Source organism: Collinsella sp. CLA-ER-H3 (assembly GCF_040092425.1).
Taxonomy (GTDB): Bacteria; Actinomycetota; Coriobacteriia; order Coriobacteriales; family Coriobacteriaceae; genus Collinsella.
In genome coordinates this window covers 79609-95778 of the sequence record NZ_JBBNLP010000001.1, presented here as the reverse complement: position 1 = coordinate 95778, position 16170 = coordinate 79609, and the positions used below count along the sequence as shown (strand labels likewise).

The 16170-nt window shown below is 57.9% G+C and carries 14 protein-coding genes and 1 tRNA gene; 8 read left to right on the top strand and 7 right to left on the bottom strand.

The genetic code is table 11. The features are described from left to right. Window positions 1-252 precede the first annotated feature (252 nt). Window positions 253-2028, top strand: coding sequence for a lactose/cellobiose PTS transporter subunit IIB (locus tag AAAX32_RS00470; RefSeq protein ID WP_349099569.1), 1776 nt, complete (start codon window positions 253-255; stop codon window positions 2026-2028). Window positions 2029-2094: 66 nt separating this feature from the next. Then, window positions 2095-3534, top strand: a complete 1440-nt coding sequence (gene lacG / locus AAAX32_RS00465) for a 6-phospho-beta-galactosidase (RefSeq protein ID WP_138374613.1) — start codon at window positions 2095-2097, stop codon at window positions 3532-3534. Between the two features lie 344 nt (window positions 3535-3878). On the opposite strand, the gene AAAX32_RS00460 is transcribed toward lacG (AAAX32_RS00465), so the two are convergent. Beyond that, window positions 3879-4880, bottom strand: coding sequence for a LacI family DNA-binding transcriptional regulator (locus AAAX32_RS00460; protein ID WP_349099567.1), 1002 nt, complete (start codon window positions 4878-4880; stop codon window positions 3879-3881). Between the two features lie 284 nt (window positions 4881-5164). Here AAAX32_RS00460 and AAAX32_RS00455 point away from each other — a divergent pair, with 284 nt between their 5' ends. After that, window positions 5165-6943, top strand: coding sequence for a PTS lactose transporter subunit IIBC (locus AAAX32_RS00455; protein ID WP_349099565.1), 1779 nt, complete (start codon window positions 5165-5167; stop codon window positions 6941-6943). 76 nt (window positions 6944-7019) lie between these two features. Continuing rightward, window positions 7020-8441, top strand: a complete 1422-nt coding sequence (gene lacG / locus AAAX32_RS00450; protein ID WP_216596249.1) for a 6-phospho-beta-galactosidase — start codon at window positions 7020-7022, stop codon at window positions 8439-8441. A gap of 572 nt (window positions 8442-9013) precedes the next feature. Here the strand turns inward: lacG (AAAX32_RS00450) and AAAX32_RS00445 are convergent. Beyond that, complete coding sequence (locus tag AAAX32_RS00445; RefSeq protein WP_349099563.1) at window positions 9014-9778, bottom strand: DeoR/GlpR family DNA-binding transcription regulator; 765 nt, start codon at window positions 9776-9778, stop codon at window positions 9014-9016. 204 nt (window positions 9779-9982) lie between these two features. On the opposite strand from AAAX32_RS00445, the gene AAAX32_RS00440 reads away from it, so the two are divergent. Beyond that, window positions 9983-11035: an aldose epimerase family protein gene (locus AAAX32_RS00440; protein WP_349099562.1), complete on the top strand. Its 1053-nt coding sequence runs from the start codon at window positions 9983-9985 to the stop codon at window positions 11033-11035. A gap of 164 nt (window positions 11036-11199) precedes the next feature. Here AAAX32_RS00440 and AAAX32_RS00435 read toward each other — a convergent pair whose 3' ends face one another. Then, window positions 11200-11706 carry a PTS sugar transporter subunit IIB gene (locus AAAX32_RS00435; RefSeq protein WP_349099561.1) on the bottom strand — a complete coding sequence of 169 codons (507 nt, stop codon included), beginning with the start codon at window positions 11704-11706 and terminating at the stop codon, window positions 11200-11202. A 157-nt stretch (window positions 11707-11863) separates the two neighbouring features. Here AAAX32_RS00435 and AAAX32_RS00430 point away from each other — a divergent pair. Then, a tRNA-Thr gene (locus AAAX32_RS00430) sits at window positions 11864-11939 on the top strand. 429 nt (window positions 11940-12368) lie between these two features. Next, window positions 12369-12734 (top strand): hypothetical protein, encoded by a 366-nt coding sequence (locus tag AAAX32_RS00425; protein ID WP_195543939.1) that lies wholly within the window; start codon window positions 12369-12371, stop codon window positions 12732-12734. A gap of 132 nt (window positions 12735-12866) precedes the next feature. Here the strand turns inward: AAAX32_RS00425 and AAAX32_RS00420 are convergent, their stop codons facing one another. The 4 genes from AAAX32_RS00420 to AAAX32_RS00405 are packed head-to-tail and all read right to left on the bottom strand — an operon-like array spanning window position 12867 to window position 15421. Further along, window positions 12867-13340: a YhcH/YjgK/YiaL family protein gene (locus AAAX32_RS00420; RefSeq protein ID WP_117778978.1), complete on the bottom strand. Its 474-nt coding sequence runs from the start codon at window positions 13338-13340 to the stop codon at window positions 12867-12869. A 32-nt stretch (window positions 13341-13372) separates the two neighbouring features. Next, on the bottom strand, window positions 13373-13507 hold the full coding sequence (locus AAAX32_RS00415; RefSeq protein WP_349099559.1) for a hypothetical protein: 135 nt from the start codon (window positions 13505-13507) through the stop codon (window positions 13373-13375). Between the two features lie 37 nt (window positions 13508-13544). Next, the gene (locus AAAX32_RS00410; RefSeq protein WP_349099557.1) at window positions 13545-14480 is read right to left on the bottom strand and encodes a hexose kinase; all 936 of its coding nucleotides are present in this window, start codon (window positions 14478-14480) and stop codon (window positions 13545-13547) included. A 59-nt stretch (window positions 14481-14539) separates the two neighbouring features. Continuing rightward, window positions 14540-15421 (bottom strand): aldose 1-epimerase family protein, encoded by an 882-nt coding sequence (locus AAAX32_RS00405; RefSeq protein ID WP_349099555.1) that lies wholly within the window; start codon window positions 15419-15421, stop codon window positions 14540-14542. A 156-nt stretch (window positions 15422-15577) separates the two neighbouring features. Between AAAX32_RS00405 and AAAX32_RS00400 the strand changes: the two genes are divergently transcribed. Beyond that, window positions 15578-16162: a flavodoxin domain-containing protein gene (locus tag AAAX32_RS00400; protein ID WP_230320277.1), complete on the top strand. Its 585-nt coding sequence runs from the start codon at window positions 15578-15580 to the stop codon at window positions 16160-16162. Window positions 16163-16170 lie beyond the last annotated feature (8 nt).

Genomic DNA, 16170 nt, shown 5'->3' with positions numbered 1-16170 from the left:
AAAACCTACCGTTCACCGACATTTTTGCTTCCCCGAACGGCTTTTATCACCCAAATGTTAACGTTGCCATTGTGCAAACACAGAGCCACCGGGCGGCTCAAACGTTTACGCGTAAGGAATCGACGGTTCGCAGGCACAGGAACCACCGGTTCGCGTCTTTTTTTTGTGTCACAAAATGGCAACGTCAACATTTTGGCAACCGAACGTCAAAGCTACCATCGTTGCTAACCCACCGACTCTTAGGAGCATTGCATGGAGCAACTCATCGCCATCATCGAAAAGGGCCAGCCCTTTTTCAACGCGATCGCCCGCAACAAGTACCTCAAGGCGATCCGCGACGGCTTTATCTCCGTCATCCCCATCATCATCTTCTCGTCCATCTTCTGCCTGGTAGCCTCGGTCCCCAACATCTGGGGTTTCTACTGGCCCGATGACATCAACAACGCTCTGTGGAAGTGCTACAACTACTCCATGGGCATCCTGGCCATCGCCTGCGCCGCCACCACAGCCAAGCACTTCGCCGACGCTCAGAACCGCGACCTGCCCAAGAATAACCAGATTAACTTTATCTCATGCATGTGCGCGGCCATCATCGGCTTCTTGCTCCTTTCGAGCGACACGATCGCCACGGACGCCGCCAGCGGTTTCAACACCACCTACCTTGGTTCCAAGGGCCTGCTGACCGCTTTCATCGCTGCGTTTGTGACCGGCATCATCTACAAGTTCTTCATTAAGCGCAACATCACCGTCAAGATGCCCGAGCAGGTTCCGCCCAACATCTCGCAGACCTTCAAGGACATCATCCCCTTCTCCGTCTGCATCACCGTCTTTTGGGTTTTTGACATCGTCTTCCGCGCTGCTTTTGGCTTCTGCTTTGCCCAGGGCGTCATCCAGGTGTTCCAGCCCCTGTTCACCGCTGCCGACGGCTATATCGGCCTCGCTGTGATCTACGGCGCCATGAGCCTCTTCTGGTTCGTCGGCGTCCACGGCCCCTCGATCGTCGAGCCCGCCATCGCCGCCGCTCTCGTTGCCAACATGACCGACAACCTGGCTGCTTTCCAGGCTGGCCAGCACGCTTCCGCTGTCCTGACCCAGGGTGCCCAGTACTTCGTCGTCTGCATGGGTGGCACCGGCGCCACGCTCGTCCTGGTCTTTATGTTCTGCTTCCTGGCCAAGTCCCAGGAGATGCGCGCCGTCGGTAAGGCCGCCATCGTCCCCGTGTGCTTTGCCGTCAACGAGCCGCTGCTGTTCGCCGCACCCATCGTGCTCAATCCCGTCTTCTTTGTCCCGTTTGTCTTTGCCCCGATCGCCAACATCTGGATCCTCAAGATCTTTATCGACTTCTTGGGCATGAACGGCTTTATGTACACCCTGCCCTGGACCGTCCCCGGCCCCATCGGCACCATCATGGGCCTGGGCTTCCAGCCGCTCGCCTTTGTGATGCTCGCCCTTATCCTGGTCGTCGACTTCGTTCTGTACTATCCGTTCTTCCGTGCCTATGACGCCCAGAAGTGCGCCGAGGAGGCCGAGATCTCCCAGGAGGAGCTCGCCGCCAAGAACGCCGAGAAGGCCGCCAAGCTTAACGATGCCTTCCAGGGCAAGGCTGACGCCAAGAGCGTTGCCGCCGGCGCTGCTGCCGAGGCCGTGAAGGCCGACGCCCCCGCCGCTCCCGCCGCTGTCGCCACTGAGGCAACGACCGCCAGCGACCTCAACGGCAAGCGCGTACTCGTGCTCTGCCAGGGTGGCGGTACCTCGGGCCTGCTCGCCAACGCGCTGGCCAAGGCCGCCAAGGAGCGCGGCATCAATCTTGAGACCGCTGCCGAGGCCTATGGCAACCACGTGGACATGCTCCCCGACTTCGATCTGGTCGTCCTGGCCCCGCAGGCCGCAAGCTACCTGGCCGACCTGCAGAAGGACTGCGAGCGCGTGGGCAACAAGTGCGTCGCCTGCCGCGGTAAGCAGTACATCGAGCTCTCCCAGAACGGCGACAAGTCTCTCGCCTTCGTGAGTGAACAGCTTTCGAAGTAAGTAACGCCCAGGGCCAGCCGACCATACACAGCCGGCTGGCCCTTCGATTTAGACGATTGGATCATCATGTCCGTTAACCCTGCTAGCGTCACCAATCCGCCTGCGCAGTTTCCCGAGGACTTTGTCTTTGGCGGCGCCACCGCTGCCTACCAAGTAGAGGGCGAGACCCGCACTCACGGTAAGGGCAAGGTCGCCTGGGACGACTTCCTGGAGGCCCAGGGGCGCTTTTCCCCCGATCCCGCTTCGGACTTCTACAACCAGTACCCCGTCGACCTGGAACTGTGCGAGGAGTTTGGCATCAACGGCATCCGTCTCTCCATTGCCTGGAGCCGCATCTTTCCCAACGGGACCGGCGAGATCAACCCCGAGGGCGTCCAGTTCTATCACGACCTTTTCGCCGAATGTCACAAGCACCACGTTGAGCCGTTTGTCACGCTGCATCACTTCGATACGCCGCTGTCCCTCTTTGAGAAGGGCGACTTCCTCAACCGCGAGACCATCGACGCCTTTGTGGACTTTGCCACCTTCTGCTTTAAGGAGTACGCCGACCAGGTGACCTATTGGTTCACCTTTAACGAGATCTGGGCGGACGCCTCCAACACCTACATCGAGGGCACCTTCCCCGGTGGCGTCAAGGCGCATCTGGCCGAGGCCTTCCAGTGCGAGCACAACATGATGCTCGCCCACGCCAAGGCAGTACTGGCCTTCCACAACGGCGGTTTTAAGGGCAAGATCGGCGTCATCCAGTCGCTGGAGTTTAAGTACCCGCTCAACGAGAACGACCCCGCCGACATCAAAGCCGCTAATAACGAGCACGTGTTGCAGAACCAGTTCTTGCTCGACGCCACTTTCCGCGGCGACTACGCGCCTGACACCTTGGAGTGCGCCAACCGCCTGGCTGCCGTCTCGGGCGGCACCATCGAGATTCTGGACGAGGACCTCGAGATTATGCGCGAGGCCGCGCTCTACAACGACTACCTGGGCGTTAACAACTATCAGTGCCGTTTTTTGAAGGCTTACGATGGCGAGAACGACCTGCACCACAACGGTACGGGCGAGAAGGGCACCGGCCGCTGGCGCGTTAAGGGTATTGGCGAGCATGTGAACAAGCCTGGCATCCCCACCACCGACTGGGACTGGATCATCTATCCCGAGGGCCTGTTCGATCTGCTCGTCTACATTAAGCAGCGCTACCCCAACTATAAGCAGATCTTCATTACAGAAAACGGCATGGGCTACAAGGACCCCTACAAGGACGGTTTTGTGGACGACCAGCCGCGCATCGACTACATCGAGCAGCACCTGCGCTGGTTGCTCAAGGCCATGGAGGTGGGCGTCAACGTGGGCGGCTACTTCCTGTGGAGCCTGCAGGACCAGTTCTCCTGGACCAACGGATACAACAAGCGCTATGGCTTCTTCTACGTTGACTTTGAAACCCAGAAGCGCACGCCCAAGGCAAGCGCCTACTGGTACAAGCACGTAGCGCAGACCCGTCGTCTGGACTAGCGGCTTGCGGGGTTACCCGCCCACATAACCTGTCCCCATTTCTCAGCCGGGGGCGGCACGTCACACGGCGCGCCGCCCCCGGCCTTTTTGTGCAGGTCGGAAGCCGTTTGTCTCGATCTGTAACATCTAGCTGGTTATTTCACCCTTAACTGTTACAGATCGAGACAAATGGAATAAGCGGGACCGAATTGTCTAAATCTGTAACACTAAAACCGGTTTTGGACGTCTAGTTGTTACAGATTGAGATAAACGCACAGGGCAATCCTCTCAATCTCAATCTGTAACATCTAGCTGAGATTTTCGGCCCCACCTGTTACAGATTAAGATGAACGAGCCGAGCACGTCTACGCCCGCAGGTCTTTCACGCTGGAACGCTCGACCAACACGCCCGAGACGAGCGTACGGCTTCTGGAGCTCGGGGCTTCCAGACCTGCGACGACCTCATTAAGCGCACGGACGCCCAGCTCGCGGTGGCGGAACTTCACCGACGTCAGAATCGAGTTGGGAATCGTCTTGTAGAGCTCATCGTCGAAGCCGATCACGGACACGTCGTCGGGCACACTGAGCCCTTTGTCACGTAAAGCCATCATCACGCCGTTTGCCATGCAGTCGTTAGCCGCGAGGACCGCCGTGCAATCGGGTTTATCGGCAAGCACAAGGCCCGCAACATAGCCACTATCCGCATTCCAATCGCCTTGCAGGGGCGCGGGCGGCTCAATGCCACGCGTCTCGAGTGCCGCACGCCAACCTTTCATACGGCACTGGCTCGACAGCGACTCTTTCTTACCAGAGACGAAGTACACATTCTTGTGTCCGCGATTCAAGAAGTACTCGCATGCCATGCGCGCGCCGCCCTCTTGGTCGTCACTGACGGTAGAGCAGGTAGGATGTTCCATCGACGTGATAATCACCGTCTTGAGGTCTTTCGGCGCCTCAAAGGTATCAAAGTCATCGACCATCTGGCGCAGGTTGAAAATCATGCCGTCGACGGGAAGCTGCGACATCCTACGTGACGCTTCGGCAAGGGTCATCTTCTCCCCCGCCCGCTTTTTAATCATCGTGAGCGCAAAGCCTCGCTCTGCGGCGGCATCGGCGATACCGTCAATCATGTCCACGTTGCCGCCCGACAAGTGAAACAGCACCACGCCGATGCACCCGTAACGGCCCAACTTGAGTGAACGCGCGGCAAAGTTCGCCCGGAACCCAAGCGCTTCCATGGCAGCATGGACCCTATCGCGTGTCGACTCTCGCACGCTATCGGGCTCGTTGATCACACGCGACACCGTCTTGAGAGAAACACCCGCGGCAATCGCCACATCGTTCATTGAGACATTTTTCTTGTCCATCGTTGCCACTACTTCTCCAGTCGGTTTTACATCGCTTGTTTTTTGCGTTCTAGCATACACTACCTGCCCGACTGACAAATCAACCGTTTACCGGACAATATCGACCGCTCACCCGTAAATCCTTGTTGCTCTTCCAAAAATGTCTTACGTTGTCATTAACAAAATGACAACGTTGTCATTTCGCAATGCCTTCCTTGAGCAGGAAGGTTTCCGGGCAGTCCTGACCATCCATCGACGACCAGTTCCATCCACATGCATCGCGCATCAAGTAGCAAAGGAGCTCTATGGACGCCATCGTAAAGATGCTCGAAAAGCATCAGCCGTTCTTTGAGAAGATCTCGAGGAACATCTACCTCCAAGCTATTAAGGACGGATTCCTTGGGTGCATGCCCATCGTCCTCACCTCTTCGATCTTTCTGCTCATTGCCACCCTTCCCGGCGTCGTTGGCATCACGCTGCCCCAGCCGCTCATCGACTGGTGCAATAAGCTGTACAACTTCACCATGGGCGTCATGGGCATCATGGTTGCCGGCACCACCGCCAAGAACTTCACGGCTTCCATGAACCGTCGCATGCCCGCCGGCAAGGTGCTCAACGACGGCTCCACCATGGTGGCCGCCCAGTGCAGCATGCTGCTGCTTGCTGTTACGCAGTTCACCACCAAGTTCAACGGCTCCGAGCTTTCGGTCTTCGATTGCACTAGCATGGGTACGCGCGGTCTGTTCTCGGCCTATATCGCCGCATTCATTACCGTGTGGGTTTATAAGTTCTGCGTCTCGCGCGATCTGACCATTAAGCTGCCCAAGGAGGTTCCGGGCGCCATCGCTCAGAACTTCCGCGACATCATCCCCTTTGGCGGCGCCGTCATCATCTGCGGCATCATCGATGTGGTTGTGCGCAACCTCATGGGCGTTCCGTTCTCCGAGCTGCTCATCAAGCTGCTCTCCCCGCTCTTCACTGCGGCAGAAACCTATCCTGGCCTTATCCTTATCCAGGCAGCCACCGCGTTCTTCTGGTTCATCGGCGTCCACGGCCCCTCGATTGTCCAGCCGGGCATCGACCCCATCCGTCTTGCCAACCAGGCCGAAAACCTGCAGGTTCTGCTGGCCGGTGGTCACCCCGCCCATTCCCTCACCTTTAACATGTCGCTCGTGGGTGAGTTCGGCGGCACCGGCGCCACGTTCATCGTGCCGCTTCTGCTGATTCTCTTTATGAAGTCCAAGCAGCTCAAAGCCGTCGGTAAGGCCTCGATTGTTCCTGTTGCCTTCGCCGTCAACGAACCGCTGCTCTTTGGCGCGCCGATGATCCTTAACCCCTACATGCTCATCCCCTTTGTTGCCGCCGGCTGCGTCAACGTAAGCGTTGCCAAGTTCTTTATCGACAACGTGGGCATGAACGGCTTCTCCTTCGTGGTGCCTTGGGCTACCCCTGCCCCCATCGGCATCTTCATCACCACGAACTTCCAGCTTATCGCCCTGGTGTTTGTCGCAATCATCATCTTGCTGGACGCCATCATCTACCTGCCGTTCTTGAAGGCATACGATAAGCTGCTCTGCGACCAGGAGGCCGAGCGCGCCGCCGAGCTGGGTCTCGAGTCCGATGGTGCCGCTGCCATCGCCGCCAACGCCCCTGCGCCCGCTGTCGAGCAGGCCACCGCTTCCGTCGAGACGACCGTTGCCGCCGCCGACAGCAAGCCTGTCGCCGATCAGCCCGAGCCCGCCGCCGACGCATCCGCCAAGAAGGATGTCGACGGCCTGAAGGTCCTCGTCCTGTGCGCCGGCGCCGGCACCTCTGCCATGCTCGCCAACGCCATCAAGGAAGGCGCCGCACAGACCGGAGAGAACATCGCTTCCTCCGCAGGCGCCTATGGCCAGCACACTGCCATCATGGATCAGTACGACGTTATCGTGCTTGCCCCGCAGGTTCGTAGCTACTACAACGACATGAAGGCCGACACCGATCGCCTGGGCATTAAGCTGCTCGCCCCGCGCGGTAAGGAATATATCGACCTTACTCGCGACCCCGCTGGCGCTATCAAGTGGCTCCGCGAGAACCTCGACTAGTTTCCTCCCTCTGTTGGTGCCCGGATCCCCAGTTCGGGCACCTCTCCCTATTCGTATCCCACAGAAAGGATGACTCATGACCAACCCCATGCAGTTCCCCGACGGCTTTGTGTTTGGCGGCGCCACCGCCGCTTACCAGGTTGAGGGCGAGACCCGCACGCACGGCAAGGGCAAAGTGCCCTGGGACGATTTCCTGGCTGCTCAGGGTCGCTTCTCCCCCGACCCCGCAAGCGATTTCTACAACAAGTACCCGGTCGATATTGACCTGTGCCAGCGCTTCGGCATTAACGGCATTCGTGTCTCCATCGCTTGGAGCCGTATCTTCCCCAGTGGCACCGGCGAGATTAACCCCGAAGGCGTTGCCTTCTATCACGAGCTTTTCGCCACCTGCAACAAAGCCGGCGTTATCCCCTATGTCACGCTCGATCACTTTGATACGCCCGAGGCCTTTTACCAGAACGGCGATGAGGGTTTCCTGACGCGCACGACGATCGACGCCTTTGTCGAGTACGCCAAGTTCTGCTTTGCCGAGTTCACCGAGGTCAAGCACTGGTTTACCTTTAACGAGATTCCCGCGACCGCCGAGGGCAGCTTTATCGTCGGCAACTGGCCGCACGGCGAGAAGTATCGCCTGGACAAGGCCTTCCAGCTCATGCACAACATGATGGTGGCCCACGCCAAGGCTGTCGTCGCCTTCCATGAGGGCGGCTTTGAGGGCGAGATCGGCATTGTCCAGAACCTGGAGCCCAAGTATCCCCTCGATCCCAACAGCGCTGCCGACTGCGAGGCCGCCCGCATGGCCGACGTCATCAACAACCGCTGGGTGCTCGACGCCACTTTCCGCGGCCACTATGCAGCCGACACCATGGAGGCTGCGACCAAGCTGGCCCATATCGCCGGCGGCGAGCTCGACGTCCGCGACGAGGACATCGCCGCGCTGACCGCCGCGCTCCCCTACAACGATTGCCTGGGCGTCAACACCTACAAGTGCCAGTTCCTGCGTGCCGCCGAGGGCGAAAACGACATCAACCACAATGGCACCGGCGACAAGGGCTCCTCGCGCTGGTTCCTCAAGGGCGTGGGCGAGTCATGCGTGCGTGAAGGCGTACCCACCACCGATTGGGACTGGATCATCTATCCCGAGGGCCTCTACGACCTGCTGCTCCGCATTAAGAACGATTACCCCAACTACAAGAAGATCTACATCACCGAGAACGGCATGGGCTATAAGGACGACTTCGAGGACGGCTTTATCGATGACGCCCCTCGTATCGACTATATGCGTCAGCATCTTGCGTGGATCCTCAAGGCGATCGACGGCGGCGTGAACGTCGACGGTTACTTTGTGTGGTCGCTGCAGGACCAGTTCTCCTGGACCAACGGCTATAACAAGCGCTATGGCCTGTTCTACATCGACTTTGAGACCCAGAAGCGCTATCCCAAGGCGAGCGCGTACTGGTACAAGAACGTCGCAGAGACCGGCCTGCTTATGGCCTAACTTTTGCCGCATACCCCCTGTCGGCCGCATACGAATCCCTCCATGGGTTCGCATGCGGCCGATTTTTTGGCTCGGCCCGAGCAGGCCGTTTGTCTCGATCTGTAACATCTAGCCGAGTATTTCGGCCCTAGTTGTTACAAATCGAGACAAACAGAACGCCCGAGCAGAAATATCTAAATCTGTAACACGTAGCCCACTTTCGACCGTCTACCTGTTACAGATCAAGACAATAAGATAGTCGAATCCGAACTTTCCAAGCAGTTATGAAGCACGGTTTCTAGTTTTCAGTATCACGAACATACTTTCGGTATCATTTGATACCGATATGATACCGAAAGTATGTTCGGTCCCGCTGGAGGACTTCGTACGTTACCCAACCAAGTTGCAGGTTCACGAACTCCGTCGATCTTCCGAGCGCCCACGAATTCCTATTTGCGTGTCAAATCGCATCTCGTTGACACGTAAAATGACGCGCAAAATGGCGTTTTAACTTTTATGTGTCATTCTGCACGTCAAATTGAAGCGATAATCCCCGCGTCGGCAGAGGGCAGAAGTATCGCCTGCAGCGCTAGCTAGCAAATGACCTGCGTGAGTTCCTCGATGGCGGCGCGATCCTCGGCGGCGATGCCCGGCTCGCACACCACGGCGTCCAGGCTGTCCAGACGGCAGAAGGTGTAGAAGTCGCGCTTGCCGATCTTACTGGAGTCGGCGATCAGATAGCGCGAGTCGGCCTTGCTAAAGGCGAGCTGCTGGATACGGCCCTCGTCCATGTTGGACGTAGATACGTCACCGTCCAAGATGCCGTTGGCACCGATAAACGCCGCGTCGATGCCCAGCGCACGCAGGGTATCCTCGGCCGTTGGCCCCACAAAAGCGGCAGTGCGGCGACGGTACATACCGCCCACGAGGCACAGGTCGCAGTCCTCGCGCGCCTCGAGCAGGTTAAACACCGAAAGCGAATTGGTCACAATGCGCAGACGAAACGCCGGCAACATCGAGGCCATCTGCTCAACCGTGGTGCCTGTCCCCAAAAAGATGGTCGAGCCTTCCTCGATAAGCTCCACAGAACGGCGCGCAATCTGCAACTTTTCCTCGGCATGCTTCGTGCGCTTTTCGCTGTGCGAATACTCATGGCGCAGCATAGCATGTGGACGGCCCTGCGCACTGCGGGCTCCGCCGTGCACGCGCTCGATCTCGCCCAGGCTCGCAAGCTCCTCAAGGTCACGGCGGATCGTCATATCCGAGACACCTAACGCATCCGAAATCTCCTTGACCGAGACCGTGCCCTGCTCTTCGAGCAGCTGCCGAACCTTATCCTGTCGCTCCGCTTTAATCACGATGAGTCCTCGCTGTTCCACGCTCACGTCAATTCAAACAGTAACGAACAAATTGTATCAGACCCGTGCGTGTCAAAAATGAACGCCCGTACAGCTCAATCATCACTTTTTTGAGAAAAATACCCCCTGCTTTAGTGGGGTGTAGTGATAATCTCGCCTGTTCGCGCTACAGTTTGTCGGAAATACCTCGATGTTAGGAACCAAATGATCACTTCCGAGCTTTCCGGCACCGCGCCGTGCGGTACCCCCGTTCATCGTTACACCCTCAACGGGCCCGAGATCTGCGTTCGCATTATGGACTTTGGCGCCACCGTGCTGGGCATCGACGTGCCCGACATCCCCGGCAACGTGCGCGATGTGGTGCTGGGCTTCGATAAGCTCGAGGATTACTTTGACAACCCCGCCTGCTTTGGCGCGACCATCGGCCCCGTGGCCAACCGCACTGCGGGTGCCACGATCACCATCGCCGGCACGGACTGGCATATGCCGGCCAACGAGGGCGTCAACAACCTGCACAGCGACCTTGAGCACGGCCTGCACAAGCGCGTGTGGGACGTTGAGCTCGACGAGGTCCACAATGCCGTGCGCATGACCACCTCGCTTGAGGACGGTGAGCTAGGCCTTCCCGGCAACCGCACCTTTACGGCCGTGTTTACCGTGACGCGCACCGGCTGCTTCCGTATCGAATATGGCTGTGAGAGCGACCGCGCCACGTACGTGTCCATGACCAACCACACGTACTTTAACCTTGCCGGTCACAACGCCGGCATGGACTGTGAGCACTTCTTTGTTGCTAACGCTGCCCACTACCTGCCCATCAACGAGCAGAATATCCCCACCGGAGAGATCGCTCCGGTCGAGGGCACGCCGTTTGACTTCCGTGAGCTGCGCCCCGTCGCGCCCGGCATGGAAGCCGACGACCCGCAGATTAAGCAGGCCCGTGGCTACGACCACTGCCTGTGCATCGATGGCTATCAGTACGGCCGTAATCTGCGCCGCGCGATGCACGTCGAGGAGATGTGGACCGGCCGTGAGCTGGACTATTACACCACTGCCCCGGGCGTGCAGCTCTACACCGGCAACTGGCTGGGCGACGAACACGCCAAAGACGATGCCAACTACGGTTGGGGCGCCGGCTTTGCCCTCGAGGCCGAAATGTATCCTGACACGCCGCACCATGCGCTGTTCCCCCAGGGCATCGTGGGCCCCGGTCATCCCTACAGCAATGTGATCGAATACCACTTTATGAGGCACTAGGCCCACAACGTGACATACCGTACAGCAACGCCCGCCGGCACCACCGCCGACGGGCGCTTTGCTATCTAGTCATTGGGGACGTTCTTAAATGACTAGTCGTTGGGGACAGTCTTTAACGTTTGGCGAGAAGGACTGTCCCAATCTGCCGGCACTTGGGGACGTTCCTAAAAGGCCGACACATAGGGAACGTCCCCAATGACTAGTTGGATGGGGTCGGGATTGGAGCTGGGGAGATAGCAAATTTCTAGTTCTATGCCGAGCTTTTGCAGCTCTTTGAAGGCGGCGACATCTGCGCCGTCTACGGCGACCGCGGGCGTTACAGAGCGCTTGCCCTCCCCTGCCTGCATATGGCCGATGCTGATCTTGGTGATCGGCACACCACCCTTAACCAGCGCGAGCGCATCGGCGGGTGAGGCCACCATGATCAGAATCCATTGACGCGGCGTTGCGGTATGAATGATGTCGATAGTCCTTTGCACCGAGAAAAACCGCGTCCACACGCCCTCGGGCGCCGCGACCCTCATAGGCGCCCACTTGCGCGAATCCGCCGCAATCTCGTCGTTGACGATTAGGACGAGGTTGGAACCCATAGCCTCGTTCCACAGCTCAACGTCTTGCCCGTAAATAAACCGGTCATCGATACGCGTGAGAAGAATCTTGGGTTGAGCCATGGCAGTCCCATTCTGTTTGAGACTCGTAAGAGCGAGACATCACGTCTCCAATATTAGTGCATTTAAAGTGAGAAAAGCCGTCAGAACACTTGCACGGATGTGCGATGTCCCGTATCATAGACAGCCGTTGACGCCTCAGTTGCGTCACCACATGGCCGCCAGCGTAGCTCAGTTGGTAGAGCACCGCTCTCGTAAAGCGGGGGTCACCGGTTCGAGCCCGGTCGCTGGCTCCATTGCACAAGATAGCCGCCTTCGGGCGGCTTTTTTGTTGCCGATTCGCCCACTCGGTGGACTTCGGATTTAATGCTTAGGGGGCGGGGATTTACCAAAGTGAAATTTTAATGAAAAGAAACCCAGCTGCAACAATTGCCATGGTGAGGGCTCGAATTAGCCATATAGATTTAAAATAGCCACGATACCTTCTCTTTTCTGGAACGATATATCTATACAAGGTTGTGAGCGGAAAACAAAAATACGTCGATTGCTATCCGACAAACGGGTCTGGAATTGCATTCACCGGCATTTCGGGGGCAGATTGATACACATGTACGAAAGGGAACCTATGTGGTGCGTTGGGTTGGAGCTGCTGCAGGCCCGATATGGATTGCGGTCTTGCGCCCCGATGTCCAAATAGGTTTCTCTCTCTAGACGGGAAGTTGCTCATGGACGCCATATATGACGGAGATGACTGGGTCGATCATTATACTTGGCGCCTGGTCGGCTCGAACGACAATGGGGATGTGGTGTTTGATGGACTATGTCCAAAGCATCTCCATCCTTTTGTCTCGTCGTTAATTGAGAGTTCCGCTCGTGTTGCCCCCTACAGCTCGGCATCGCTTCATGATACGGACGTTTTGAAGACCATAAGGGAATCAATTGACGAGGGCACGATGAGCAGTTCGTTGTTCTCTCGGCTTGTGGGGCTGGATGAGATTCAATCGAAACGACTGCTTGCGGGCGAAAAGGTGGAACTCACTTATCGGTCGATGATTTCAATCCTGCGGCTAGCCGATGTTCTTCGCAAATAAACAGCTTCCCTATTTAAAAACAGAAAACCCCGCCAAACGTGATTCCCCTAGGGAAACACGTTTGGCGGGGTCCTAGCGTGATATCCCTAGGGGAATCACGCCATCAGACGAACAGCTCAGCCGAGCAGCGCGCTACTCCTCCCAGTAGGCGTCGGCAAGCAACTTAAAGCAGATCTTCTTGACCGGCTGTGCGCCATCGCCCGGGAACTCGAGCGTGGGCATGTGGGGCTCGCCGGCAACGAACAGTGCGAACTTGTCGTCGGCAAGATCGCCGGCGATCGAGGCGTCGGAATCGACCAGATCGTAGTCGTCCTTCTCGTCAAACTCCTGAACCAGCGTCAGGCTGCCCGTGGCGACCTTAAAGGCCTCGCGACCCTCGACGTCAATCTGCAGGTCGTGATAGCGCTGATGCGTCTCATAGTGAGCCTCGGCCTCAGGACGCGTCGTGGGAGCCATGACGTTCGCAAAGACCTTGTCGCCCAGAATCGGATGGCTGCCAACCTCGAGCTCCGCCGGATCGTTCTCCTCGAGCCAATCGATCAGCACGTCGAGGCCTTTGAGCATTCCGCGGTATTCCTCGATATCGCCCAGTGCACCGTAAATCATCTAAATCCCCTCTCGGATCGTTTCTTTGGCGGCTACTCGGCAAACGCGTTACCGACGCTGTTGCCGCCCACATACGTCTCGACCAGGCTAAGGTCGGGATTGAACACGACGGCATCGGCGTCGCGCCCCGGCATAATGCTACCGCACTTGTCATCGGCTCTAACCACAAGCAAGCAACCGATGCCGGGACCGACGCCCAAGCTCCTACAGCTCGGTCACGACAACGCCGTTGTAGACCTCGTCCCAACGGTCCATGACCAAGTGGCCAGTCATGGGATCCATGGCGTTGAGCTTGCCGCAGGTGTTGGCGGTACGCAGCACCGTCTCATCATCCGCGCCAGCAGCAATCGCATGTGCGAAGCCAGCAATGGTCGAGTCGCCCGAGCCTGTAGCGTTAACGGCAGGAATATCGGGAGTCTTGGCACGGAACGCACGGCCGTTATGGAAGCCCACGGAACCGGCGGCACCCATGGACACGACGACCCAGGGGATATCGGAGAAGCGGGCATCAGAGGCGAGCGCGGCGCGGAGCTCGTCCACATCGTCGGTGGTAAAGCTCGTGCCCAGAAGGCCGTTGATCTCGGTCAGGTTAGGCTTAACCAGCTCAGGCTTAATTTCGGACTTAAGAGCGGCCTCGAGCGAAGCACCCGAGGTATCGAGCAGCACCTTGGCACCGGCGTTCTCGGCAATGCCCGTGATCTTAGCATAGTAGTCTGCCTCGACACCACGGGGCAGCGAACCCGAAATGGTGACGACGTCGGCCTTGTCCGCAAGCTCGGTAAACTTGGCGGTAAAGGCATCGAGCTCCTCGGGGGCAATCGTCGGGCCGCTCTCGAGCAGCTCGGTCTGGTTGCCGGCGTGGAGGATGTTAAGGCAAATACGGGTCTCGCCCTTGATGGGCACAAAGTCGTTGTTAATACCGTTGGCGTCCATGAGCTCAGCCATGTAGGCGCCCATGTGGCCGCCGAGCAGACCGGTTGCCACAACGTCGTCGCCCAGCTGACCCAGGACGCGGGCCACGTTAAGACCCTTGCCGCCGGCGGTCTTTTCGGGCGTCACGCGGTTGACGTCGTCGATAATGAGCTCATCGAGCTGATAGCGCGTATCGACAGACGGGTTCATCGTAACGGTGAGGATCATTTTTAGCTCCTTATCTCGCAGGCTCCTTGTGCCTCGCGATACGAGTCGACAAAACGGAATTACAGAATCTCAATCGTGAACGAGCGAACGACGGTCTCCTTAGGCTTGGCGACAAGGCAGCCGCGCTTGTGCTCAAGCACATCGTCCTCATCGGAACAGGTCGAAAGACCGCCCCAAGGCTCAACTGCCACAAAATCGCCCTCGGGCTTACTCCACACAATAAGGTACGGAAAACCCTCAAAGCTCAAGCGAACGCCCTTGTCCTCGCCCTTTTTGGAAAGCGTGACCTGACGGCTCTCGAGCACGTCAAAGATGGTCTCCGCAAAATCGAAGAGCTCATGCGACAGAGGCAGCGTCTTTCCCACCATGGGGTTCTTGGAGCGGTTGGCAACGTCAATCAAGCCAGTCGAAGGGACAGCGGTGCAAAGCTCTGCAGCCTCGTCTTTCTCGAAGCGCAACTCGTAGTCCGTATAGGCCTCGCCCTCATCGAGCGGACACCTAAAGCCGGGATGCCCACCGATAAAGAACGGCATGTCCTCGGTACCCTCGTTGGTAACCTCATAGGAGACGCGCACGGCAGCGTCCTCGAGCGTATAACGGGCGACAAGTTTAAACGGGTAGGGATAATCGCTCAGCAGCGCGGCGTTATCCTCCGAAGCCAGGCACATCGCCAGCTCGTTCTCGCCTTGGCTCAGCAGCTTCCACTCCTGCTTGCGCGCAAAACCGTGGCGAGCGAGCTTTACATGATGCCCGGCAAACGTCATGGCGCTACCATCGCGCAAGCCTCCACAAATCGGGAAGCAAATCGGTGCTTGGCCGGACCACACGGCGGGATCGCCCTGCCACAGATACTCGCGACCGTCGACCTCGATCGAGGTAAACGAACCGCCAGCCGTGGACACCTTAATAGAAATCGAATCGTTGGAGAGAGCGTATTCCATTGCCCATCCTTTCGAACAACTGCTTTTTGCTCGCAAGTACCCGTCTCGGCCCTGGCCAAAGGACAAACCCGCACGTTCATCGATGCGTCCGGTATCCCAGCCATGCAACGGGGTACCATACAGACATTGATGCAATTACAGCTGAAAGGCCTTCTTATGCGAACCATCATCCTCTACGCCTCGCGCCACCACGGCAATACGAAAAAGCTCGTGGACGCCATCGTCGAGGCGCACCCCGAGATCGATACCCTCGACGTCAAGGCGCTCGGTAAAAATGAGTACCCCGACCTGCACGAATATCATCTAATCGGTGTCGCCACGGGAATCTATTACTCCGAAATCGACAAGGACATGGCACGCGTGCTCACTAACGTGCTGCAGCCGCAGGACAAGGTGTTTGGCCTTATGACCTACGGTGGCAAAAACAAGTGGTACGGCAAGGATATCGATGGAATCTGCCGCATGAAGCAGGCCATCTTTATGGGTGTCTACGGCTGCCCCGGCTTTGATACGTGGGGGCCGTTCAAGCTCGCCGGCGGTGTCCAAAAGGGACACCCGACCGCTGAGGAAATTAAGGGCGCCGTCGACTTCTTCGACAAGATCGAAGACGAGTATGGCGACATCATCGTCGAAGAGTACGCCAAGCGCGAGAAGCGCCTAGCATACGAGAAGGAGCATCCTGCGGGAGGCCTGGTGGCCGGCGTGAAGCGCACGGCAAAGAAGATCGCTAACAAGCTGTAACTGTGAAG